We start from the raw sequence: 23739 nt of genomic DNA, 5'->3' as shown, positions 1-23739 counted from the left end.
GTATGGCCCCGTGGCGTACGGCAGACTATTGTCCTGCATTGTGATGCCGTTACTGGACGCGCGGAGCTTGCACAGCACTAGCGTATCGTCACAGAGCTCTTTGAGGTTAAAAGGCGCATGCTCCAGTGTTAGCTTGCGGTCTTCGATTTTGCCCATCTCGAGGATGTCGTTGATCAGCGAGAGCAGGTGATTGGCGGCAACGCGCGCCTTGGCACGGCTCTCGCGGGCGACTTGCATATCGCCTTCCTTCAATTCCTCGATCTCGATAAGGCCCAGGATACCGTTGAGCGGCGTACGGATGTCGTGGCTCATGCGCGTGAGGAATGCCGTCTTAGCGGCGTTGGCAGCATCGGCTTTTTTGCGCTCAGTTCGAGCGCGCACGAGCGCCCAGATGAGCAGGACGATGCCGACCGACAACATACCGATGAGGGTAGCTGCAATGGCGGTGCGGTTGCGATAAAGGAATTGAAGCGTGTTGGATTCCTGGGCCGTGTACGACGTGGAGGAGAAATTGCTTGCGGAGAGCGATTCTCCGGCATTGATGATGCCCTTGTTGATGATTCCCAACAGCTCGGGTTTTCCGCGCGAAATCCAGCACGAGAGCTCACAGGTGTCAGGGAGCTCGGCCGTCTCGCAGTCCTCGAGATCGTAACGGTCACCGATGGTTTTTACGCGTGAACTGGGAGCGACGATGCAGTGCGCCGTTCCCTTCCTGAGGGCGTCGAACGCTTCATCGTCGGATTGGTATTCGGTTACGGTCGCTGTGGGGAACAGACTTTCAAATACATTTTGGTTGATAAACGATGATTTGGTACAGGCGATGTTCTGAAGGTCTTTGTTCAGGTTGCCGCCGGTGTGGATGGCGGTGAGGGATGTGGTCCCCAACGATATCGACTGCACAACGCCTGATTGCTCGGCAAACCAGTAATCTCGGTATACCGGCAGCGCAACGTCGATGCTTTCCTTTGACAGGGCCTTTGACATCATCTTGTAGTTATCAAAGGCGACGGTTTTGACCGTAATGCCAAATTTATCGTGCAACGTCGTCGCAAGCGATGCGAGCGAGCCTTCCATTTTGCCGTCTTCGTCTTCGTTGCAGTAGGGGAGTTTGCCCGTAATGTAGCCGAGCGTGATGGTGTTGTTGTTCGCCTTGAGCCAGGCGCGCTCATCGCCGGTGAGCGAGGATGATCCGCTGTTTTGCGCTGAATAGTTCGATTTGACCTCGTCGTTATAGCGTGGGTTGACGCGGGCGATTGCCGTCATGGCAGCATTGATGTCGTCCATCAGGTCGGGGCGGCTTTTGGGAACGGCAAAGTAGTAGTCGTTCGAACCAATGTAGAACATGGGGGAGGCATTGGGCGACGAGATTGTGTCGTTCATGATGACGGCATCGACTTCGTCGTTTGCGAGCGCGTCGAAGAGATCGGATCCTCCGTCATACTCCTTGTATGTGCAGGCGATTCCTTCGCTGGCGAGCCATTGCTGGCCAACGAAGGTTTGCATGACGTCGGGGTTGCAACCGATAGTGAGACCCTGGAGTGCTTGAGGGTCACTCTTGGCCAGGTCGTCACGGTCGGGCCTGGCGTAGATGTAGTAGCGCTCGGTGCCCTCGGGGTTCGAGGAAAAGAGCAGCTTTTGGGCACGTTCCTCGGAGTAGGAGATGTTGGGCATGAGGTCGATCTCGCCTGCCTCGAGCATGTCCATAAGCTCGGTGAAGGTGCCGGAGACGTATTCGTACCGCCAGCCGGACGTGTAGTACGACAGGGTCTGGAGGTACTCGTAACCCCATCCCGAGAGACGCTCGCCGGGGGTGCCGTCCTGGAAGCCCTCGTTGCTGACGAGCCAGCCGACGCGGACCGTCTTGACTGGCTGACTAGAGTCATCGGGGACGTTCTTAAACGACTGGTCATTGGGGACGTTCTTGTTTGACTAGTCATTTAAGAACGTCCCCAATGACTAGTTCCGTTTGCTGGGGAGGCGTGGGACAATACCGAGCGAACGTGATTGGTTGTCCGTGGAAGGGGTCGCGATGAAAAAGCTCAGGACGCTTGCCGATGTGCTGCGACAGGCTGGCTTTGCGCGCATCACGGACCTGTTTCTAATCTTTTACCTGCTGTGCTCGACTGCCGTCTGGCTGTCCGAGCCCACGTCCCTTACGTTTGGCGACGGTCTCTGGTTTAGCTTTGAGACGGTCTCGACCATCGGCTTTGGCGATATTCCGGCCGAAACACCGGTTGCCCGCGCTATTACCGTCGTCTTGAGCGTTATCAGCATCTTCTACATCGCCATGCTCACGGGCGTGGCGGTGAACTACTGCAATACGCTTATCAAGCTGCGCCAAAAGGACACCATGGCGCGCTTTATGGACGATCTTGAGCATTTGGAAGAGCTCGATCGTGACGAGCTCGCCGATCTTTCGCGTCGCGTGCGCGAGTATCGTCGACGCCAGCGCTAAGACGAACGTCGTGCGCCACAACAAGGGGGACCAAATATGAATATCACCGTGTATCTGGGTGCCAGTGCCGGCAATGATCCGGCGTTTCTGCCCGCGGTGCAGGAGCTGGGCAACTGGATTGGCGCCAACGGGCACGCGCTGGTATACGGCGGGTCCAAATCGGGGCTGATGGGTGCGCTCGCCGATAGCGTACTCGAGGCGGGTGGACACGTGACGGGTGTTGAGCCGAGCTTTTTTATCGAGGCCGAGTTTCAACATGACGGTATCAATGACCTTATCGTGACGAGCGATATGGCCGAGCGCAAGGCCAAGATGATTGAGCTCGGCGATGCGTTCATCGCATTTCCGGGCGGCACGGGCACGCTCGAGGAGATTGCCGAGGTTATGTCCGCGGTGTCGTTGGGGCACCTGAGCTCTCCGTGCATCCTGTATAACCTGGACGGTTACTACAACGACCTCAAGGCGTTGCTCGGGCACATGATTGATAAGGGGCTTTCGAGCCCGAGGCGCCAGCACGGCATCTACTTTGCCGACGATTTGCGCGAGATTGCCTCGATTATCAACGGATAAGTCTTGAGCCTGCCCCACCATGACTCCCAATGGTGCCGTTTGCGGCGCAGATGGTTGGCTCGTTCGGGTAACGCTCGCTCTACAATAAAACGTATCTATGTCGACTTTGACCGCGGGAGGACCCGATGGATAACCTTGCCAAACCCACGAACCGAGCGCTGTTTTTGGTCAGCGTTGCCGTGACCGGTGCACTCGCGGGTGCCGCAGTCTGGCTGTTCTTTTTTGCGATGGAGCACGGTATCGACTATCTATGGACCGAGATTCCGCACGCGCTGGGCGTCGCTTCGCCCGAGCTTGCCAGCGGCCCGTTTGGCTTTCTGCCATACCCGTTTTTTGTCTGCCTGCTGGGCGGCCTGTTAATCGGTCTGTACGAAAAGATGACAGGCACCAAGACCGATGACCTCAACCAGGTGATGGCTAAGGTTAAGCAAGACGGGCGCTACCCGCACGACAACCTGGGCAAGCTTTCGCTCGTGGCATTGCTGCCGCTGCTGTTTGGTGGAAGCATTGGACCGGAGGCCGGCCTGACCGGCGTTATCGCCGGTCTGTGCAGCTGGGTCGGCGACCGCATGCGTCGCTTTGGCGCCGAGTTTAGGGAGCTCACGTTGCTGGGCACCCAGGCTGCCCTGACGGCGCTCTTTACCGCGCCCGTCTTTGGCTTTGTGGCGCCGCTTGCCGGTAGCACCGACGGCCAGGGTGAAGACGCCGACGATGAGTCCGCGTCCGGCGAGATCACCATCAAGCTGCCCAAGGCGCAAAAGACGGTGGTCTACGGTATTGCGATTGCCGGCGGTCTGGGCACCTACCTGCTGCTTGGACAGCTTGTGGGCGGCGGCATGGGCATGCCCAGGTTCGAGTCCGCCGAGGTGGGCAACCTAGAGCTTACCTGGCTCGTCCCTCTGTCGTTGATCGGCACCGTCTGCGGCTGGCTGTACTTTGTCTCTGAGCATGCAAGCGAGGCACTGTCCCACGCAATAGGGGAGCGTCCTGTCGTCAAGGCCATGCTGGCCGGTTTGGCACTCGCCATCTGTGGCACGGTCCTGCCCTATACCATGTTTGCCGGCGAGACCCAGGCCGACGTGCTCATGGAAACCTATCTGACCATTCCCGCCGGCGTGCTTATCGCGACCGGTCTCGTTAAGGCCATGCTGACGCCCGCCCTCATCAACCTTGGTTGGCGCGGCGGTCACTTCTTCCCGGTTATCTTCTCGGGCGTAAGCCTGGGCTATGGCCTTGCCATCCTCACCGGCGCAGATCCGGTCTTTTGCGTCGCCGTCTGCACGGCATCGACGATGGGTGCGGTCATGCGTCAGCCGGTCATGGTCGTGGGCCTGCTGCTCATGTGCTTCCCACTCAAGGGTATCGTCTGCATGATCATCGCGGCCGTCATTGCCGCCGGCATTCCACTGCCCAAGCCGCTGCGCAGGTAGTGCGGTGGCGCACGCCGGGGACATGCCCTTTGCCACGGATTTGCGGGGAGGGGGGCGATCGCGTCCTTCGCGGATTGAGACTCGTGTGGCTACAGATCGCGTACTCGATAAACCTTGGTGCTGACGGTGCAGCTGATTGCGCATAGTGCGAGCGCCAGTACGGCAATTCCTGCACACAGACAGCCAATCACGGCGGGATCGGGATTCGCCCCGGCAATCGACATGAGCCAGTTGCTGATGGGGTTGGAGGAGCTCAGCGCTGCCATGGTAAGGCATCCGAGTAGGGCAAACAGGCCAACGGATAGGCGCAGTGCCTCCATGTGTCCAAATCGGAAGAATAGCGGCTGTGCCAAGAACACCATCATGAGGGAGATGAGCATCGATGCTGCCGAGGCAATTGCGATCTCAAAGATGGTTTGTCCTGTCGAGGCCACGCCCGCGCTGTTGAAGAACGGAAGGGCGATGATGTTCAAAAGCACGGCGGCGCAGGCCATGATGGCCGAGAAGACAACGATGCACAGGTAGCGTGCGCAAATAATGTCTTTGCGCGAGAAGGGCAACGTTGCTCGATAACGCTCCCAGCCATTTTGATTGTCGAAGCCTGCCAGCGAGTTCATGATTATGATGGGCGACATGGCACTGACGGCGCAGGCACCGGCGCTCATACCGGAATCGCCATCCGACGCGTTGGCGAGCGTCAACACGACGAAGATGAACAGGCCGACACCCGCGATGCTCGGGATGAGCGTGCGAACGATGGCGAGCTCGGACATAAAGGCGCGTTTCATTTCGAAGCCCCTTTCAGCATGAGGCGCAGATAGTCATCAATGGTTGCCCGGTCGCAGGGAATCTCGGGAAAGGCCTCGAGCGTTTCGCGACGGTTGGGCACGAGCACGTCCACGCTATAGGCGTGGTGGACGGCACGGGCGCCTTCGACGCAAGTCATAAGCTCGGCAGCCTGTGCTTGGGTACAGTGGGCGATGCCGGCGCGGTCGGTAATGTCCTCGCGCGGCAGGTCAAAAATAATCGCGCCATTATCGATGCAGATGACGCGATCAGCGGTGCGATCGAGGTCGGACGTAATGTGGCTCGAGAGCAGCACGCTGTGCTGGTCGTCGGCGACAAAGGCAAGCAGCTCATCAAGCAGTTCCTCGCGTGCCATGGGATCGAGGCCCGCGGTGGCTTCGTCCAAAACGAGCAGCTTGGCATTGTGGCTGAGTGCACAGGCAAGCTGCAGTTTCATGCCCATGCCGCGGGAGAGGTCCTTGACCTTTGTCTTGGGATCGAGGCCAAATTGGTTGATGAATCCGGCGAACGTTTCGCGGTCCCACGTGGGGTACGCCGGGCCTACGAGCGACTCGACCTGGCCCACCTTGAGCGTGGAGGGGAAGGGGCACGTGTCCAGGACAAGACCGACGCGGGAGCGTAGATGGCGTTGCGACCCATCGGGCGCGTCGGCGCCACAGCGCTGCCCAAACAGGTGCACCTCGCCGGCATCGAGCTTTATAAGCCCGAGCGCGGCGCGAATCGTCGTTGTTTTGCCGGCACCGTTTGCGCCTACAAAGCCGACGATCTGGCCAGGCTCCACGGCAAGCGTGACGTCGTGCAGCGAAAAGCGATCGCTCACATGGCGCGATGCACCTTTGATTTCTAGCAAATATTGCATGGTATAGCCTTTCTTGCAGATGGCTACTGCATGGTTTCGGGGGCTACCAGGTCGAGCATCTCGTGCAGCTTGTCGCGCGTGACACCCAGGGTTTCGGCTTGGCTCGCCGCTTTCGCAAGCAGCTCTTCGATATGGCAGAGCTGGTTTTCGCGCAAGAGCTCCTGGTTGCCCTCGGCGACAAAACAGCCCTTGCCCTGCACGGTGCAGATAAACCCGAGCTGCTCCAGGTCGGCGTAGGCGCGCTTTGTGGTGATGACGCTCACGCCAAGATCGCTCGCGAGTGCACGGATGCTGGGGAGTTTGGCTCCCGCAGCGAGCGTGCCCGATAAGATCTGAACTTTGACTTGCGAGGTTATCTGCTCGTAGATGGGCTTGTCGCTCGAATTGGATAGGATGATGTCCACAGCGGCTCCTTAGCTGTTGGGCTACACGTGTATATAACCGGTAATCACAGTATATATACACTATACACAGTTATGCAAGAGGAAAATACGGATTGGGCCGGCTACCCAGGTCCCAACTGATGAATTTGTCCTGATAGGCGCCCTAGAGCGGGATTTCGCGGCTACAATAGTGCGGTTACAACGACGTAATGCACTCAATGCAAGAAAGGATCCGCATGGCAAGCCTGTCGGATGAAATCTCGTCGCGCCGCACATTCGCGATCATCAGCCACCCGGACGCCGGTAAGACCACACTTACCGAGAAGCTGCTGCTCTATACCGGCAGCATCCAGACTGCCGGCTCGGTCAAGGGCAAGAGCTCGGCCAAGCATGCCGTCTCGGACTGGATGGACATCGAGAAGGAGCGCGGTATTTCCGTTACCTCCTCGGTCCTGCAGTTCACCTATAACGGCGCCTGCGTCAATATCCTCGATACCCCCGGTCACCAGGACTTCTCGGAGGATACTTACCGTACCCTTATGGCCGCCGACGCTGCTGTTATGGTCATCGACGGCGCTAAGGGCGTCGAGGCCCAGACCAAAAAGCTCTTTAAGGTTTGTACGCTGCGTCACATTCCCATCTTCACCTTTGTGAACAAGCTCGACCACGAGGCTCGTGATCCGTTTGAGCTCATGGAAGAGATTGAGAACGTCCTGGGTATCAATACGTATCCCATGAACTGGCCGATCGGCAGCGGCCGCAATTTCCGCGGTGTGTTCGATCGTCAGACCCGTCGCGTTATCGCCTTTGAGGGCGACGGTCACGCCAACGCCACCAAGAAGGTCGCCGAGGTCGAGGCCGAGTTGGGCGATCCTTCCATGGATGAGCTCATCGGCGAGGAGAACCATAAGAACCTGATGGACGACATCGAGCTGCTCGATGGCGCCGGCGACGAGCTCGATTTGGATGCCGTGGCCTGCGGCAAGCTGAGCCCGGCGTTCTTTGGCTCGGCGCTCACCAACTTTGGCGTGGAACCCTTCCTCAAGGAGTTCCTGCGTCTGGCCCCGACGCCGCGTGCCTATACCGATACGCTCACCAGCGAGCCGGTCGATCCCTGCCGCGACGACTTTAGCGGCTTTGTTTTTAAGATCCAGGCCAACATGGACAAGAACCACCGCGACCGCATCGCCTTTGTGCGTATTTGCTCGGGCAAGTTCGAGCGCGGCATGGACGCCTTCCACGTGCAGGGCAACCGCAAGCTTAAGCTTGCCACGGGCACGTCGATGATGGCCGATGACCGTGCCATCGTGGACGAGGCGTACGCGGGCGATATCGTGGGCCTCTTCGATCCGGGTATCTTTAGCATCGGCGACACCGTGTGCTCTGGCAAGCGCCACGTGCAGTATCCGCAGATCCCGACGTTTGCCCCCGAGATGTTCGCTCGCATTACGCAGGTCGACACGCTCAAGCGCAAGCAGTTCGTCAAGGGCATGGAGGAGCTTGCCCAGGAGGGTGCCATCCAGATCTTCCGCGAGCTGGGTGCCGGCATGGAGAGCGTCATTGTGGGCGTGGTCGGCGTGCTGCAGTTTGAGGTGCTCGAGCGCCGCCTCAAGGCTGAGTACCGTGTTGAGGTTCGTCGCCAGCCGCTGCCCTATACGGACATCCGCTGGATCCAGAACGACCCCGACACCATCGATATCCCGGGCCTTTCGCTCACGCGCGACACGTTGCGCGTCGAGGACATGCGCGGCGGTAAGCTGCTGTTGTTCACGAGCCCGTGGAACGTGGATTGGGCAACCGACCACAACCCCGACCTTATCCTGTCGGAGTTTGGCAACGTGGCCTTTTAACGCATCGGCGCGGTGGCCCTGCGGGGCTGCCGCGCCGTTTGCTTGCCTGATGCCGTGTGAGCGGCTATCATACCCACCGTCGTCTCAAGACCGGGGCGTCCGAGCAGTTCGGGTCCGATATCCTGCTCGTTAAACCTAAAACCAAAGGAGTACATAATGATCAAGAAGGTCATGGAGGACTACAAGGTCCTGTTGCGGAGCATTCCCGCGGCAACGGTTTCGCTGTTTTTCGTGAGCGTCATCATGATGAACCTGCTGGCCAACAAAGAGCTTATCAGCCTGCCGTATCTGGCACTCGATTGCGGCTTTGTGGTGAGCTGGGTTTCGTTTTTGTGCCAGGACATGATCTGCAAGCGCTTTGGCGCCAAGGCATCCATCAAAATCTCTATCCTTGCGCTGCTGGTCAACCTCGCCGTCAGCCTGTGCTTTTGGGCGTGTTCGCTCACGCCCGGCATGTGGGGCGCTTACTACGACACGGGCATGATCGAGGTCAACACCGCCCTTAACGCCACCATCGGCGGCACCTGGTACGTGGTGTTGGGCTCTTCGCTGGCAATGCTCGTTTCTGCCGTGGTTAACTCCACGCTCAACCAGTCGCTCGGCCGTATGCTCAAAAAGAATAACTTTGCGAGCTTCGCCTTCCGCTCCTATGTGTCTACGGGCGTTGGCCAGTTTATCGACAATCTGGTCTTTGCCATTGTGGTGAGCCACACGTTCTTTGGTTGGACCTGGGTGCAGGTCCTTATGTGCTCGCTGACGGGTGCCGTCGCCGAGCTGCTGTGCGAAGTCTTCCTGAGCCCCGTGGGCTACAAGGTCGTGCGCGGCTGGGAGCGCGAGAATGTGGGCTCCGAGTACCTCGAGCGCCACGCAACCGCCTAAGGAGCAAGTATGCGGGTTTTGATCACGGGCGCTTCGGGTGGCATCGGAGCCGCGTGCGTGCAGCACTTTTTGGACGAGGGCCACGAGGTCGTGGGCTTTGATTTGCTGCCGGCGGCGATCGAACACGAACACTACCGCCATCTGATTGTTGATGTCCGCGAGCCGGACGCGTTTCCAGGTGACCTTGAGCCTCAGGTGATCGTGAACGTTGCCGGTACGCAGGATTCGGCCGACGACATCGCCGCCAACCTGTATGGCACCATCAACGTGACCGAGCGCTACGCCTTTGCGGGGGAGGGGCTTGCCGCCAAGCCGGCGCCGGCTATCAAATCCGTGGTCAATGTGGGGTCGGCGAGCGGGCATACGGGATCGGAGTTTCCCGACTATGCCGCCAGCAAGGGCGGCGTTATCGCCTACACCAAGAACCTTGCAAACCGTCTGGCGCCGCAGGCTATCGCCAACAGTGTGGACCCGGGCGGCGTTATCACGCCGCTCAACCGTTGCGTGATGGAAGACGAACACCTGTGGAACCAGATTATGGAGCTCACGCCGCTTAAGCGCTGGGCCACCGCCCAAGAGATTGCCGAGTGGATCTACTTTGTGGGCGTGACCAACCGGTTTATGACCGGGCAGAGCCTGCTGATCGATGGCGGCGAGGCCGGCCGCACACAATTTATTTGGCCCGAATAGGAAATGCGCCCGATGGAAAGCCGTCGGGCGCGTTTTTGATGTATCGATTTTTAGCCGAGGCAGGTCCAGTTGACGGGGGTCGAGCCGTGCTGTTCGAGTAGTCGATTGGCAGCGGAGAAGGGGCGCGACCCCATAAAAGCTGGGAGTTCTGCCGTGGCACGGTTGGCCGAAAGCGGCGAGGGGTGTGTGGAGGCCAGACAGAACTTGTCGGTTGCCTTGCCCGCACCAGTTGCGACGAGCTTACCTTCGACCATCTGCTGGGCAAAGCGACCCCATGCCAAAAAGACGACTGGTTGGGGCAGCTGGCAGCAGCGTTCGATAACGTAGTCGGTGAGCGTGCTCCAGCCCAGTTTGGCGTGCGAGTTGGCGGCATGCTCGCGCACGGTGAGCGTGGTGTTGAGGAGCAGGATGCCCTGCTGTGCCCATGGGGTTAGGTCTCCCGTGGCGGGAATGGGGCAACCCAGATCGGCTTTGAGTTCTTTATAGATGTTGCGCAGGCTCGGCGGCAACTTGGTTTGCGTCGCGGGGACCGAGAACGACAGTCCCATGGCCTGGTTGGGTCCGTGATAGGGGTCTTGACCCAAGATGACAACTTTGACCTGGTCGGCCGGGGTGTAGGCGAGGGCATTGAGGATGTCGTCTTGTGCCGGGTAGATAGTCTGCTCGGCACGCAAAAGGGCGATGCGCTCGAGCAGCTGGTTCGTAGTGTCACGTACCGGCTGCGGCGCATTGCCCAACCAAGTTGCTATGTTGCGGTCGCGGGTTGCGGTGTCCATGGGGCTCCTTTATGGCAGATGCTCTGTTGGCATCTATTGTAAAGGCGCACCGGTTGCCTTCATGCCGCGGCTGCATGAAGAGCGGGGTCTACGAGGCGCGCTCGGGCGCTCCCGCCATACGAGCGCGTCCATGTGCGCGGAGGCGCGGAAGCTCGACGGTTGCCGCCATGACGCCGGTGAGGATGAGAGCTGCACCCAGGAAGGCGATGGGGCTCAGGACCTCGCCGACTAGGAAGAACGAGAAGACAGCGGAGCAGACCGGCTCGAGCGAGAAGGCAAAGCCGGTGGTCTCGGCGGGCACGTGGGGCTGCACGAGCGTCTGGGTGATAAAGCCGTAGGCAGAGCAGATGAGTGCGAGCGCGACGACAACGACGATCTCGCTGGGCGTGCTGGGAAGCGTGAAGCCGCCAAAGGTGAATGCCGCGACGCCCGAGAACAAACCGCCAAAGCCCAGCTGCCAAACGCCCAGAGCCAGCGGATCGACTTCTTCGACAAACCGCTTGGCGACAATGATGTGTCCGGCGTAGACAAAGGCGGAGAGCAGCATGATGAGCGCGCCCGGGTTCAGGCTGGTGAAGTCAGCGCCCGAGAGCAGCAACATACCGCAGGTGACGATGGCGGTGCCGACGAGCACTTTGCGCTCGGGGGCGCGGCGCAGCAGAGCTGCGTTGGCAAACGGCACGATCACGACCGTCAGGCTCTGCAAAAAGCCGGCAGTGGAGGCAGAGGTGAGGCTAGAGCCCAGGCACATGCAGGTGAGCTCGGTTGCCATAATGGCGCCGATGATGGCGGCACGGACCATAAGGTCGCGGTTAATGCGCAACGCGTGCTTGTGGAAGAGCAGCAGGCAGACCACAAAGGCGATGATGCAGCGTAGCGCGACGATGCTCGTGGCGTTCATGCTGTCCATGCCAATCTTCATGAGGGGATACGAAAAGCCCCATGCGACGGGAACGGAAAATGAGAGCGCGATTGCTTTTTTGCGATCCATGGGACTCCTTTTGTTACAGAACGGTTACGCAAAAAGGATTCTGCTCCCAGATGTTGATGTAGTAAAGCGAATGTGTCTTCAGTATGATTAAGAAATACTAATGTTGACAGAAAGAGCCATGGCAAAACGTTTTACAACCATATCGATGTGGAGGCACGATGGCATCGCGGTATCAGATTGTTTGTATGGTAGTCGATCGCGGCAGTCTGAAACGTGCGGCCGACGAGCTGGGCTATACGCAAAGTGCGGTGAGCCAGGCCGTCAAGGCACTCGAGCGCGAGCTGGGCACTACGATTATCGAGCGCGGCAAGCAGGGCGTGTCGCTTACGCGCGACGGTAAACAATATCTGCCGTACCTGCGCCAGATTGTGACCGCCGAGGCCGAGCTCGAGGGCAAGCGCCAGGAGCTGCTGGGACTTTCGTCGACTGATATTCGCATCGCGACGTTTACCAACGTGAGTCGAACCGTATTGCCGCGCGTGATCCGCGATTTTGGAGCCCTGCACCCGGGCGTACGCTTTACCCTCAAGCAGGGCGATTACACGCGCAACGCCCAGTGGGTGCACGATGGCGTGGTTGATTTTTGCTTTACGGCACGCGGATTTACCGCTGGGCTCGAGAAGCGCGTGGTCTATCACGACGAGTTGGTGGCATTGTTGCCGGCCGCGCATCCGCTGACGGCAAAGGAAAAGGTGACACTCGCCGACCTGGCGTCCGAGCCGTTTGTACTGCTGGATGAGGGCGAACAGAGCCTGGTGCTCGATGCATTTGCGGCGCATGGGCTGTCGCCGCACGTGACGAGCGAGGTGACCGACGACTACACCATCATGGCGATGGTGGAGGAGGGCCTAGGCGTGAGCATGCTCTACCGTCGTACTGTGGAGGGCATGCGAGCCGATATTCGTGTGCGGCCCATCGTGCATGCCCCCTCGCGCGACGTGGTGGCGGCTTGGCGCAGCTGGGACACCATGCCTATCGCCACGAGGCGCTTTATCGACTATATGAGCTCGCATATTGTCAATTAATGACTGGCGTAGCGTTGGGTGCGGTGTTTAGCGGGCTGTCGCTTTGGCTTGGGTGGCGCGATAGGTGCGTGCCGGGTGGCAGAGTAGCACCGCCACGACCATAAAGAACGCCGTGGTGCCCAGGCTGATGGGGTAGACCATCATGATGTTCGCAAAGGTGCGGAAGTGCGGGAACACGCAGAACACCCAATAGAAGCGGATGCCGCAGACGCAGATCATGGTGATGAGGGCGGGCGTGAGCGAGATACCAAAGCCGCGCAGGTAGCCTGACATGTTTTCGTAGAACATGCTAAAGGCGTACGCCGGGAAGATCGAACACACGCGGATATAGCCGATCGAGACGATGTTGGGGTCGCTGTTGAACAGCGACAAGATCTCGCGTCCCAGGCCGACAATAACGATGATCGTGGTGAGTGCAACGATACCGCCTTCGACCAGGCAGACCTTAAGCGTTTTGGTGCAGCGATCGATCTGGCGGGCACCGTGGTTTTGTCCCACAAAGGTGGTACACGCCTGGCTAAAGCTGTTGAGCAGGTTGTAGCACACGTACTCCAGACTCATGGCGGCGCTCGATGCGGCCATGACTTCGGTGCCAAGGCTGTTGATGGCGGACTGGATGATGATGTTGGCGACGGCAAAGACGGCGCTTTGGATGCCGGCGGGCAGGCCGATCTTAACGATGCGCTTGAGGGCGACGGGGTCGATAGCCAGGTCGCGTGGGGTGACGCGGACGACGGAGTCGGTCTTGAGTAGGCGGATAAAAAGCGTAGCGGCGCTGACGGTGTAAGCGATGGCGGTGGCGATGGCGACGCCCGCGACGCCCCAGTGGAGTACAGGGACAAAGATGAGGTCCAGGCCAATGTTGAGGACGGTGGACACGGCAAGCGCCTGCAGCGGCATGCGGGTGATGCCGACGGAGCGGAAGATCGCAGCCTCAAAGTTGTAGAGCAAGATCGAGGGCATGCTCAGCAAAAAGACGCGCAGGTAGAGCGAAGCGAGCGGCATGGTTTCGGCGGGAACGTTGAGGGCGGCGAGCATGGGCTCGGCAAAGATCTCGCCCAGCGCGATGACGACAAAGCCCACGAGCGCCATTAAAATCGAGGTATGGACGGCGCGTTTGACCATGTTCTGATCGTCGCGGCCGATAGCGTTGGCGATGACCACGTTGGAGCCAAGCGACATGCCAATAAACAGGTTGAGCATAAGACTGGTAAGCGGAACATTGGAGCCGACCGCCGCCATGGCGAGGGTTCCCTGGTCGCCCGAGAAGTTACCGATAATGACCGTGGCGATGAGGTTCGACAGCTGCTCCAAGATGCTCGTGGCGGCCACGGGGAAGGCAAACAGGGGAATATTGCGCCACAGCGAGCCGGTGGTCATGTCAATGTGCTTAGATACGGTGTCAGCCATACGCTCTCAATCTCTAATATGCTCTTTCGTGCTTATTTGCGCAGATGATGATACTCCTAATGCAACCAGTCGGCACTTAGGGACGTTCCTTTTCTGCCGGCAGTTGGGGACACTCCTAACTAGTCGTTGGGGACGTTCTTGAATGACTAGGTGGGGAAGGCGTGCGACAATGGTGGGCGTTGTGTTGTTCGCGCTAAGGAGTTGCCATGTTGTTGTGTCCCGTTTGCCATGAGCCGTTGGTGGACGACGAGCGCGGTGCTGCATGTGCGGGCGGACACCGGTTTGACCGTGCGCGCGAGGGCTATCTGTATCTGCTGCGCTCGTCCAAGAGCGGCGACTCCATGGGCGATCCCAAGTCTCAGGCGCGCAGCCGTCGTGACTTTCTGAACCGTGGATACTACGCGCCGTTGCGCGATGCGATGATCGAGCTGGTGCGCAAGCAGGTGTCTGGGTGTGCTGCGTCTACGAATGGCCCCATGACGCTGCTCGATATTTGCTGCGGCGAGGGTTACTACACCAGCGCCATGGGCGCGGTGCCGGGGGTGGATGCTTACGGCTTTGACCTGGGCAAAGAGATGGTGCGCCTGGCCGCCAAGCGCGGCGATGCGACCTACTTCGTGGCCAACATGAAGGACATCCCCGTGGCCGATGGCGCCTTCGATATGGTGACCGAGCTCTTTGCCCCCTTTAACGAGCGTGAGTTTGCCCGCGTGCTGGCGCCGGAGGGCTCGCTCTACACCGTGGTGCCGGGTGCTCGTCACCTCTTTGGGCTCAAAGAGGTACTCTACGACACGCCGTACCTTAACGATGAGAAGCTGCCGAAGACCACCGAGCTCGAGTTAGTCGGAACGCAGCGGGTGTCTGCGAATATTACGCTTCAGACCCAAGCCGACATCGAAGCGGTGTTCCAGATGACGCCGTACTACTACCGCACACGACCCGCCGATAAAGAGCGCCTGGCAAACTTGGATACCCTTCAAACCGACATCGACTTCATCATCGCCGAGTACCGTCGCAGCTAACAACCTGCCAAAAAGGGACAGGTTTATTTTGGTAGGTTTTATCTGGGCAAACGCAAAGGGCCGACCGCGGAGATGCGCGATCGGCCCTTTTTAGTTGCTTGGCTGTAGAGGTTATGAGAAGCGAGCGCCTACAGACGATCCTTGTTCTCGGCCTTGACGTCGTGTGCCTGCTGAACAAAGAACAGGTCGTACACCACGATGACAAAGGCACCATAGTTGATGGCGTCGCCGCCGAACGCGGGGAGCGTGAGCACGGCCTGCGCAATCGTGGCGACCGCGGCGATGATGCCGAGCTTAAACGCGCCATCCACCTGCGAAGGCTTGTTGGCGCCCTTGATGCCCGCAACGCCCGCGGCGAGGTCGATGAGACCCTTGGCGATAAGCACGACCGCGGCGAGCATGGCGTTCGGTCCGTAGGTGGACTCGAGCTTGCCGGTCGCGATGCCGGCGATTCCGATAACCAGGCTGGCGATGCCCAAAACAAAATAGATGAGGGCAAGGATTTTGAGTGTCTTGCGAGTGAAGCTCATGGCTGGTCCTTTCGATACGAGTACGCCAACTTGGCGCACCCAATGTGCTGCACATATGGTGAAGCACATTGTAGTTCAACGCGGCGATGCGTGCGCCTGAAAGCGCTTTGAGCCCGCGCAGCCAAACCCAACCTTTCAAAAAGGAAAGCTGGGCGTAAGTCAAATCGATGGCAGCGTATGCGCGGCGCTGCGATGATGGGGCCATGGTAAGAGTTGGACCGAAGGAGGAGCCATGATGTACGGAGCAGAGCAGGTACGTGAGGCGCGGTCGTTGGGAAGGCGCATGAGTGATTCCGTGATCGCTGCTGTGTGCACGGGATTGATGGCGGTGCTTTGCATTGGGATGCTGTGGGCCATGACGCATGTGGGACAATAGCGGGCGGTGGGGTGCCGACACAAACGGCGCTCACGTATTCGTTTTGCTTATTAAGGAGTACCCATGGGCGTCGTCGATCCCTTTTCTGTTGCTCGGGCCGCGGGGCTTGAGCTGATCGGGAAGTCCGAGGGCCTCACGCTCACCGACGGCACGATGGAGCTGCGTGCCGATTTTACCCGCATGCTTCCGCGGCTTAAACAGGGCCGTCTGCAGCAAGAGTTGCTGGTAAAGGCTGCGCGCACAAAAGGCATCGAGCGCCCATGGGCGATTGATGCAACGGCAGGCTTTGGCGAGGATTCGCTGCTGTTGGCGGCCGCGGGCTTTACGGTCGATCTGTATGAGCAGGACTGCGTGATTGCGGCGCTTCTTCAGGATGCTTTGGAGCGCGCAGCGGATGATCCGGCGCTTGCGACTTCCGTGGCGCGCATGCGCCTGCATGCGGGCGAGGACAGCATTGCAGGCCTTCGTCAAACCGTCGAGCTGCTCGAGCAGGGCGAGCTCGCAGCACCCGACGTGGTGTACCTGGACCCCATGTTTCCCGAGCGCACCAAGAGTGCAGCGGTCAAAAAGAAGTTCCAACTCTTGCATCATTTGGAGCAGCCGTGCGCCGATGAGGAGACGCTGGTTGAGGCTGCGCTTGCGGTGCACCCGCGCAAGTTGGTTATCAAGCGGCCGGTGAAGGGGCCACTGCTTGCCGGTGTTAAGCCGAGCTATCAACTTGCGGGCAAGGCCGTTCGTTACGATGTCTTGGTGCCGCCGCGCCCGTAGCTTGCGTGCGATGGTTGGCGCTCCGTCGGTGCCGTGCCGATGCGGTGCCTATTTCCAAGGGTGCGATGTCAGGTGCCAGCCGCCGCAGTATTCGCATTTGTAGCAGGCCAAACCGCGCCGCCCGCGGCTTTCGCAGTCGGCCATAACTGCCTCGGCCTCGGCGCGCGTGTCGTAACGGTTTTTGCGCTCGCACGATTTGTAGCGCCAGGCCTCATCGCGCTCGGCGTCCAGGGCGTCGCGGCGCTCGTCCTCGCGTGCAAACAGGTCGCTCATATCGCCGCCGGTGGCAGTGCTCAAAAACTCGCTTTTAGCTTTTGACCAGGCGGCTCGCTTTTTGCTTCCCATCTGCTTCGTGCCCCTCTCCAAACGCTGGTATCATTGCCCAATCAAAGTGATACCAATAAACGTGAGGTCGCCGCGTGATGATCAGAAAAACCCTCGATACCGACATTCCCGCCGTCATGGCTATCTATGACGCGGCCCGCGCCTTTATGCGCGCGCATGGCAACGCCACGCAGTGGCCCGAGGGCACGCCTTCTGCCGAGCAGCTGGCTGCCGATATCGCTGCTGGTGGCAGCTATGTGTGTGAAGTCGACGGCCGCGTGGTGGCGACGTTTGCCTTTTTACCGGGCCCGGACGAGTGCTATGACGTAATTGAGGACGGTCAATGGCGTAGCGACACTCCGTACGCCGTGCTGCACCGTGTGGCATCCGACGGCACCGCGCACGGTATCGCGGCTGCGATGTTTGCCTTTGCCAAAGAGCGTGCCGATCACCTGCGTATCGACACGCATCAGGATAACCTGCCCATGCAGGGTGCGAGTATTAAGGCGGGGTTTGAGCGCGCCGGCATCGTGTATGTGTCCGACGGTACCCCGCGCGTGGCGTTTGACTGGCTGCGCGAGGCGTAAGAGCAGGGGCGCGTGTCAACAATTTGCACGAACGAAAATGGCCCCGGGTGGGGCCATTTTCGTTCGCTGGCTGTTTTGCAAGCCGGCTTTCGCAAGGCGCGAACCTACGAAAATCGCCGCGCGGCAACGCAGGGCGATGAGCTCGGTCGGGGGATAGGGCCCGCTTCGCCCGCCGGCCCGTAAATTGTATCATCCAGTGTAGAACGAGGACGCCCGTTACCGCGTGCGATGGGCTTGCAATAAGAGGAGAGCCATGTCGAAGCAAGCGGTCGTTGGAATCTTGGCGCATGTCGATGCCGGCAAGACCACGTTGGCCGAGGCCATGCTATTCAACGCGGGCCGCATTCGCAAACGCGGCCGCGTGGACAATGGCGATTCGCATCTGGATACGAACGAGATTGAGCGCGAGCGCGGTATTACGATCTTCTCGTCGCAGGCTGTGCTCGACCATGGCGATACTCACGTCATGCTCGTGGATGCGCCGGGACATGTCGATTTTTCTGCCGAGGCGGAGCGCACGCTGCGCGCACTCGACTACGCGATTTTGGTTGTGGGCGCCAACGACGGCGTGCAGGGGCATACCGAAACCCTGTGGCGCCTGCTTGCGCGCTATGACATCCCGACGTTCATCTTTATCAATAAGATCGATCTTGAGAACCCTGGTCGCGATGCGCTGCTGACGCAGCTCGGCCAGCGTCTTTCCGAGGGCTGTCTGGATGCCGAAGATTTGCTGGCGGGCGGCGCTGTGCAAGAGGATGCTGCGGCGTTGGACGAGGTGGCGCTCGATGAGTTTCTTGAAGCAGGCGAGTTGTCTGCCGAAACGTTGTCGCGGCTCGTCGCGGAGCGCAAGCTGTTCCCCTGCTTTGCCGGCTCGGCGCTCAAAGACCAAGGCGTGGACGAGCTGCTGGACGGCATATGCGCGCTGATGCGCGAACAGGCATGGCGCCCGGAGTTTGCCGCGCGCGTCTATCGTGTCAGCCGCGGGGATCGTGGCGAGCGCTTGGCTTGGGTTAAAGTGACCGGCGGCACGCTGCATGCCAAGCAGATGATTGACGGACGCTCCGGCGCCGAGGCATGGGAGCAGAAGGTCGATCAGGTACGCATCTATAACGGCGAGAAGTATGAGCTTGCCCAAGAAGTTGCTGCTGGCGGTATTTGTGCCGTGACGGGTCTTGCGCACGTTCGCCCAGGGGACGCCCTGGGCGCGGAGCCTGCGGGCGATGCGCCCGTCATTGCTCCAGTCCTCACCTATACGGTGCTTCCGGGCGAACACGATGTCCACGCGGCGTTCAAAGCGCTGACTGAGCTGGCGGACGAAGATCCCATGCTCGGCGTAAGCTGGAATACGCATCTAGAGCAGATTCATTTGCAGTTGATGGGCGCCGTGCAACTCGAGGTCGTGCAGCGGGTGCTGGCCGATCGCTTTGGCCTTTCGGTTGCGTTTGAGTCTGGCGGCATTCTCTATAAGGAGACTATTTCGCAGCCGGTCGAGGGCGTGGGCCACTTTGAGCCACTGCGCCACTATGCCGAGGTGCATCTGCGCCTGGAGCCGTTGCCGGCGGGCTCGGGCGTACAGTTTGGCACCGTGACCTCGACCGACGAGCTCGATCTTAACTGGCAGCGTCTGGCGCTCACCAACGCCATGGAGCGCGATCACCTGGGCGTGCTGACCGGCTCGCCCATCACCGATGTGCGCATTACGCTCACGGGCGGCCGTGCGCATGTCAAGCACACCGAGGGCGGCGATTTTCGCCAGGCCACGTACCGCGCGATTCGCCAGGGGCTCATGCAGGCGCGTGAGGCTGGCGCGGCGGTGCTGTTGGAGCCGTGGTATCGCTTTGAGCTCGAGGTGCCGGGGCAGTGCGTGGGCCGGGCACTCTCGGATGCCACGCGCATGGGTGCCGAGTACGAGCCGCCGACGATGGCGGGAGACCGGGCGAAGCTTGTGGGTCGCGTGCCGGCATCTGAGGTGCAGGATTACGCGCTGGAGGTGGCCGCCTATACGAGTGGTCGTGGGCATCTGTACCTAGAGTTCGCCGGCTATGCGGCTTGCCATGATGCCGAGCGCGTCATCGAGACGGCCGCCTATGAGCCCGAGGCCGATCTGCCCAACACGCCCGATTCGGTCTTTTGCTCCCACGGCGCCGGTTACACGGTCAAATGGTACGACGTCCCCGAGGCAGCCCACGTAAAGGTCGATCCCTCCACCTTCCGCCCCTGGCGAGCAGCAGACGCCGAGTTTTTCGGCCACATGTGACAGAGGGGCAGCCCCTTTGGCAGATTCAGTTGGTATAACTCGGTATAAGTTGGTATAACTATTACCAGGGTTTGCCAATCCGAGGAGGCCGACATGAATCCAAATCCCTTTAAGCCAACGGCAGGCAAGCGGCCTCCGATGCTCATTGGTCGCGAGTCGGTCATCGAAGATTTCGAGGAAGGGCTCGATAACGGCGCCGGAGCGCCGGGCAGGCTCATGCTCATTACGGGAAACCGCGGCTGCGGCAAGACAGTTCTCCTGCGGGAGCTGCAACGTCTGGCCAGCGAGCGCGGATGGGCGGTTGTCTCCGATTCCGCTTCGCTTGGCTTATGCGACCGCTTGGCCGACGCGCTTCGCTCGAATAAACCCGTTGTGACGTCAATGGAGTTCGGTCCTTCGTTTGGCCGGATGTCGGTCGAGGCGGCGCGAGCAAAGGGCGAGACGTTGCGAGGGCTGGTCAACGAGCGCCTTAAGAAGCTCGGTCCAGGCAAGGGCATACTGTTTGCGATTGACGAGGCGCAATCGGCGTCTATCGAGGAACTGGCGGCTCTTGCCGTTCTCTATCAGCAGGTGCTCGGAGACCAGGATGCCACGGGATTACCCGATAGCGACCAGCGCGGTCTTGCGCTGGTTTTTGCCGGCTTGCCCAGTATGGTTGACGATCTGCTCGAAGAGCCGAGCGTGACGTTTTTGCGCCGCGCCCAGCAGCGTACGCTGGGGGCGATATCTTTGCCCAAGGTGCGCGATTCATATATCCAGACGGTCAAAGACGCTGGTCTTTACGTTGACGCGGAGACGGCGGACCTTGCGGCACGCAAGAGCATGGGGCATCCCTATATGGTTCAGCTGGTGGGATATTACATGTGGCGGTCTGCTGTCCGGCGTGGCTCGCAGGTCATCGAAAGGCGCGATGTCGAGGATGGCCATGCGGATGCCGTCTCCGAGTTCTACGAAGCGGTTGACGCGCCTCTATATTACGGGCTGCGCAGTCCACAGCGCCTTTTTATCGAGGCCATGGCGGTTGACGAGGGCAAACCGACTCGCATGGCGGATATCATTGAGCGCTGCGATCGCACCCAGAGCTGGGCGAGCAAATATCGCGCAAGCCTGATTCGCGAGCGTGTCATCGAGGCTGCCGGATACGGCCTCGTCCGATTTACCGTGCCCATGCTGGGCGCGTACGTTCGCGATCGAGTTTTATGGCATGAGTAGGGTGATAAAGGTGACGGAACAGAAGATGAGCCCGCAGGCTATCGAGGTGCGTGGCGCGCGCGTGCACAACCTCAAAGACATCGATATCGATATTCCACTGGGAAGGCTTGTGGGCATTGCCGGCGTGTCGGGCTCGGGCAAGAGTTCGCTGGCGCTGGGGGTTCTTTATGCCGAGGGCTCGCGTCGCTATCTTGAGGCGCTCAGCACCTATACCCGCCGTCGTCTGACGCAGGCCGAACACGCTCAGGTGGACGAGGTTCTGCACGTGCCGGCGGCGCTCGCATTGCATCAACGCCCCAGCGTGCCGGGCGTGCGCTCGACCTTTGGTACCATGACCGAGCTCAACAACAGCCTGCGTCTGCTCTTTAGCCGTTGCGCCCATCACGTGTGCCCGCATTGCGGGGCGCGTGTGGAGCCGAGCCTTAACGTAGCTGCGGGCCTGTCGCTCACGTGTCCGACATGCGGCCGCGAGTTCTACGCGCCGAGTGCCGAGGATTTGGCTTTCAATAGCGGCGGCGCATGCCCCACCTGTGGCGGCACCGGTGTCGTGCGCGAGGTGGACGAGGCGAGCCTGGTGCCAGATGAGTCAAAGACCATCAACGAGGGCGCAGTCCTTCCCTGGGGCACGCTCATGTGGGATCTGATGAAGCAGGTGGCAGGCGAGATGGGCGTACGCACCGACGTGCCGTTTAGCCAACTCACGCCTCAAGAGCGCGACATCGTGTTTCACGGCCCGGCGGTTAAGAAGCATATTCTCTACGTTCCCAAAAACGGCGAGGGCGCCACGCCGCTCGACTTTACCTATTACAACGCCGTCTATACCGTCGAGAATGCGCTCGCCAAGGTCAAGGACGATAAGGGCTTAAAACGCGTTGCGCGCTTTTTGCGCGAGGGAGCATGCCGCGATTGCGGCGGCACGCGTCTCTCCGAGGCTGCGCGCCAGCCCCAGGTGCGCGGTATCAATCTGGCGCAAGCAGCGGCCATGACGCTGGGTGAGGCGATTGAGTGGGTGCGCGGGGTGCCTACGTCCTTGCCGGCCGAGATGCGGCCCATGGCGACGGATATCTGCGATTCGTTTTTGAGTGCGGCCCGTCGTCTGGTCGACCTGGGTCTCGATTACCTTTCGCTCGATCGCGCCGGCGCCACGCTCTCCACGGGTGAGCGCCAGCGTGTGCAGCTCGCCCGCGTGGTGCGCAACCGATCGACGGGTGTGCTTTATGTGCTGGACGAGCCTTCGATCGGCTTGCATCCTGCCAATGTCGACGGCTTGGTGGGCGTGATGCGCGATCTGGTGGATGACGGCAACACCGTGGTTGTTGTCGACCACGACACGCGCGTACTGGCGGAAGCCGACTATCTGGTCGAGATGGGCCCCGTTGCCGGAGCGGGCGGCGGTAACGTGATCGCTGCAGGTACGGTGGACGAGGTCGAACAATCGCAGGGCAGCCGCATCGCTCCGTTTCTGCGCGCAGAGCCCAAGCGCTCGCGTCCGCAGGTGACTGACGAGGAAATGTTCGACCAGGGGCATATTCGCATGGCAACCGATGCCATCCATACCGTTAAGCCGCTCGAAGTTGATATCCCGCGCGGCCGCCTTGTTGCGGTTACGGGCGTTTCGGGTTCGGGCAAGACGACGTTGGTGCTCGAGACGCTCATCCCGGCGCTTAAGGCGCAGGCAGCCGGCGAGCGCCTGCCAAAACATGTGCGCTGGGTCGATGCCGAAGGCATTGCCCGCGCAAACCTGATTGACGCCACTCCCATCGGCGCCAACGTGCGCTCGACAGTGGCGACTTATGCCGACATTCATGACGAGCTGCGTCGCGCCTTCGCCCGTACGTCCGAGGCCAAGGCAGCCGGCTACAAGGCGGGTGCCTTTAGCTACAACACCGGCGCCTTGCGCTGCCCTACGTGCGATGGCACGGGCTCGATATCACTCGACGTGCAGTTTTTGCCCGACGTCGAGATCGTCTGCCCGGCATGCCGTGGCTCGCGCTACGCCGAGGCCGCCTCGCATATCCATCGCGAAGGCAAGGATGGCAGTCTGCTTACGTTGCCGCAGCTTATGGATATGAGCGTGGACGAGGCACTCGACGCTACGGTGGGACTCAAGAAAGTTCAGGTGCGCTTGCAGACCTTGCACGACCTGGGCCTGGGTTATCTCACGCTTGGCGAGCCCACACCGGCGCTTTCGGGCGGTGAGGCACAGCGCCTTAAGCTCGCGAGTGAGATGGACCGCGTGCAGGATGATGCCGTATTCGTATTTGACGAGCCCACGATCGGACTACATCCGCTCGATGTTCAGGTGTTGCTGAGTGTGTTCGACGGACTCGTTGTCAAGGGCGCCACAGTTGTCGTGATCGAGCATGACCTCGACCTTATCCGCAACGCCGATTACGTGATCGACATGGGCCCGGGCGGTGGCGATGCGGGCGGGCAAATCGTCTGCGCCGGTACGCCGGGAGACATCGTGGCCTGCTCCAAGAGCATTACCGGTCGCTACCTATAGGCAATGTGACAAAGGGGCTGCCTCTTTGTCAC

22 protein-coding genes and 1 pseudogene are annotated in these 23739 nt (G+C 60.2%); 14 read left to right on the top strand and 9 right to left on the bottom strand.

Annotation, left to right across the window (positions count from 1 at the left end; all coding sequences use genetic code 11):
* Positions 1 to 150 precede the first annotated feature (150 nt).
* Positions 151 to 1800: pseudogene (locus tag AB5750_RS04855) on the bottom strand (transporter substrate-binding domain-containing protein); the annotation flags it as partial.
* Positions 1801 to 2029: 229 nt separating this feature from the next.
* Between AB5750_RS04855 and AB5750_RS04850 the strand changes: the two are divergent.
* The 3 genes from AB5750_RS04850 to AB5750_RS04840 all read left to right on the top strand — a co-directional run bounded on the left by AB5750_RS04850 (position 2030) and on the right by AB5750_RS04840 (position 4455).
* The gene (locus AB5750_RS04850; RefSeq protein WP_368145561.1) at positions 2030 to 2455 is read left to right on the top strand and encodes a potassium channel family protein; all 426 of its coding nucleotides are present in this window, start codon (positions 2030 to 2032) and stop codon (positions 2453 to 2455) included.
* A 36-nt stretch (positions 2456 to 2491) separates the two neighbouring features.
* Positions 2492 to 3025: a TIGR00730 family Rossman fold protein gene (locus AB5750_RS04845; protein ID WP_368145562.1), complete on the top strand. Its 534-nt coding sequence runs from the start codon at positions 2492 to 2494 to the stop codon at positions 3023 to 3025.
* A gap of 125 nt (positions 3026 to 3150) precedes the next feature.
* Positions 3151 to 4455 (top strand): chloride channel protein, encoded by a 1305-nt coding sequence (locus AB5750_RS04840; RefSeq protein ID WP_368145563.1) that lies wholly within the window; start codon positions 3151 to 3153, stop codon positions 4453 to 4455.
* Between the two features lie 89 nt (positions 4456 to 4544).
* Here AB5750_RS04840 and AB5750_RS04835 read toward each other — a convergent pair whose 3' ends face one another.
* Genes AB5750_RS04835 through AB5750_RS04825 form a run of 3 tightly spaced genes read right to left on the bottom strand, consistent with a single transcriptional unit; the run spans position 4545 to position 6525 of the window.
* Positions 4545 to 5243, bottom strand: coding sequence for an ABC-2 transporter permease (locus AB5750_RS04835; protein WP_368145564.1), 699 nt, complete (start codon positions 5241 to 5243; stop codon positions 4545 to 4547).
* Positions 5240 to 6121 carry an ABC transporter ATP-binding protein gene (locus AB5750_RS04830; RefSeq protein ID WP_368154927.1) on the bottom strand — a complete coding sequence of 294 codons (882 nt, stop codon included), beginning with the start codon at positions 6119 to 6121 and terminating at the stop codon, positions 5240 to 5242. Before AB5750_RS04830 ends, AB5750_RS04835 begins: the two co-directional genes overlap by 4 nt.
* A gap of 23 nt (positions 6122 to 6144) precedes the next feature.
* Positions 6145 to 6525, bottom strand: a complete 381-nt coding sequence (locus tag AB5750_RS04825; RefSeq protein ID WP_368145566.1) for a GntR family transcriptional regulator — start codon at positions 6523 to 6525, stop codon at positions 6145 to 6147.
* Positions 6526 to 6740: 215 nt separating this feature from the next.
* Here AB5750_RS04825 and AB5750_RS04820 point away from each other — a divergent pair, with 215 nt between their 5' ends.
* The 3 genes from AB5750_RS04820 to AB5750_RS04810 all read left to right on the top strand — a co-directional run bounded on the left by AB5750_RS04820 (position 6741) and on the right by AB5750_RS04810 (position 9923).
* Positions 6741 to 8354 carry a peptide chain release factor 3 gene (locus tag AB5750_RS04820; RefSeq protein WP_055286676.1) on the top strand — a complete coding sequence of 538 codons (1614 nt, stop codon included), beginning with the start codon at positions 6741 to 6743 and terminating at the stop codon, positions 8352 to 8354.
* A 156-nt stretch (positions 8355 to 8510) separates the two neighbouring features.
* A complete protein-coding gene (locus tag AB5750_RS04815) occupies positions 8511 to 9233 on the top strand; it encodes a VUT family protein (RefSeq protein ID WP_022093974.1) in 723 nt (240 codons plus the stop codon).
* Between the two features lie 9 nt (positions 9234 to 9242).
* Entirely contained in the window at positions 9243 to 9923 is a 681-nt protein-coding gene (locus AB5750_RS04810; protein ID WP_161161006.1) for an SDR family NAD(P)-dependent oxidoreductase, read from the top strand.
* Positions 9924 to 9973: 50 nt separating this feature from the next.
* On the opposite strand, the gene AB5750_RS04805 is transcribed toward AB5750_RS04810, so the two are convergent.
* Together AB5750_RS04805 and AB5750_RS04800 are read right to left on the bottom strand one after the other, a co-directional pair.
* On the bottom strand, positions 9974 to 10699 hold the full coding sequence (locus AB5750_RS04805) for a uracil-DNA glycosylase (protein WP_161161007.1): 726 nt from the start codon (positions 10697 to 10699) through the stop codon (positions 9974 to 9976).
* 88 nt (positions 10700 to 10787) lie between these two features.
* Positions 10788 to 11690: a DMT family transporter gene (locus AB5750_RS04800; protein ID WP_161161008.1), complete on the bottom strand. Its 903-nt coding sequence runs from the start codon at positions 11688 to 11690 to the stop codon at positions 10788 to 10790.
* Between the two features lie 158 nt (positions 11691 to 11848).
* Here AB5750_RS04800 and AB5750_RS04795 point away from each other — a divergent pair, with 158 nt between their 5' ends.
* Positions 11849 to 12715 carry a LysR family transcriptional regulator gene (locus AB5750_RS04795; RefSeq protein ID WP_161161009.1) on the top strand — a complete coding sequence of 289 codons (867 nt, stop codon included), beginning with the start codon at positions 11849 to 11851 and terminating at the stop codon, positions 12713 to 12715.
* A gap of 27 nt (positions 12716 to 12742) precedes the next feature.
* Here AB5750_RS04795 and AB5750_RS04790 read toward each other — a convergent pair whose 3' ends face one another.
* Positions 12743 to 14125: an MATE family efflux transporter gene (locus tag AB5750_RS04790; protein WP_368145567.1), complete on the bottom strand. Its 1383-nt coding sequence runs from the start codon at positions 14123 to 14125 to the stop codon at positions 12743 to 12745.
* Between the two features lie 206 nt (positions 14126 to 14331).
* On the opposite strand from AB5750_RS04790, the gene AB5750_RS04785 reads away from it, so the two are divergent.
* A complete protein-coding gene (locus AB5750_RS04785) occupies positions 14332 to 15147 on the top strand; it encodes a putative RNA methyltransferase (protein WP_368145568.1) in 816 nt (271 codons plus the stop codon).
* Between the two features lie 128 nt (positions 15148 to 15275).
* On the opposite strand, the gene AB5750_RS04780 is transcribed toward AB5750_RS04785, so the two are convergent.
* Entirely contained in the window at positions 15276 to 15677 is a 402-nt protein-coding gene (locus AB5750_RS04780) for a hypothetical protein (protein WP_368145569.1), read from the bottom strand.
* Positions 15678 to 15909: 232 nt separating this feature from the next.
* Here AB5750_RS04780 and AB5750_RS04775 point away from each other — a divergent pair, with 232 nt between their 5' ends.
* The gene (locus AB5750_RS04775; RefSeq protein WP_368145570.1) at positions 15910 to 16053 is read left to right on the top strand and encodes a hypothetical protein; all 144 of its coding nucleotides are present in this window, start codon (positions 15910 to 15912) and stop codon (positions 16051 to 16053) included.
* A 63-nt stretch (positions 16054 to 16116) separates the two neighbouring features.
* Positions 16117 to 16821, top strand: coding sequence for a class I SAM-dependent methyltransferase (locus AB5750_RS04770; RefSeq protein ID WP_368145571.1), 705 nt, complete (start codon positions 16117 to 16119; stop codon positions 16819 to 16821).
* A gap of 48 nt (positions 16822 to 16869) precedes the next feature.
* Here AB5750_RS04770 and AB5750_RS04765 read toward each other — a convergent pair whose 3' ends face one another.
* Entirely contained in the window at positions 16870 to 17166 is a 297-nt protein-coding gene (locus AB5750_RS04765; protein WP_138341087.1) for a hypothetical protein, read from the bottom strand.
* A gap of 77 nt (positions 17167 to 17243) precedes the next feature.
* Here AB5750_RS04765 and AB5750_RS04760 point away from each other — a divergent pair, with 77 nt between their 5' ends.
* The 4 genes from AB5750_RS04760 (at position 17244) to AB5750_RS04745 (ending at position 23707) form a co-directional block, all read left to right on the top strand.
* The gene (locus AB5750_RS04760) at positions 17244 to 17732 is read left to right on the top strand and encodes a GNAT family N-acetyltransferase (protein WP_368145572.1); all 489 of its coding nucleotides are present in this window, start codon (positions 17244 to 17246) and stop codon (positions 17730 to 17732) included.
* 253 nt (positions 17733 to 17985) lie between these two features.
* The gene (locus AB5750_RS04755; protein WP_368145573.1) at positions 17986 to 19989 is read left to right on the top strand and encodes a GTP-binding protein; all 2004 of its coding nucleotides are present in this window, start codon (positions 17986 to 17988) and stop codon (positions 19987 to 19989) included.
* A gap of 93 nt (positions 19990 to 20082) precedes the next feature.
* A complete protein-coding gene (locus tag AB5750_RS04750; protein WP_368145574.1) occupies positions 20083 to 21201 on the top strand; it encodes a DUF8462 domain-containing protein in 1119 nt (372 codons plus the stop codon).
* Positions 21194 to 23707, top strand: a complete 2514-nt coding sequence (locus AB5750_RS04745) for an excinuclease ABC subunit UvrA (protein ID WP_438266014.1) — start codon at positions 21194 to 21196, stop codon at positions 23705 to 23707. The genes AB5750_RS04750 and AB5750_RS04745 overlap by 8 nt, the downstream gene beginning before the upstream one ends.
* The last annotated feature ends 32 nt before the right edge of the window (positions 23708 to 23739 follow it).

The sequence above is a fragment of the Collinsella aerofaciens genome (genome assembly GCF_040926185.1).
Classification (GTDB): domain Bacteria; phylum Actinomycetota; class Coriobacteriia; order Coriobacteriales; family Coriobacteriaceae; genus Collinsella; species Collinsella aerofaciens_BC.
The sequence above is the reverse complement of the archived record's forward strand: the minus strand, read 5'-3'. Positions and strand labels throughout refer to the sequence as shown.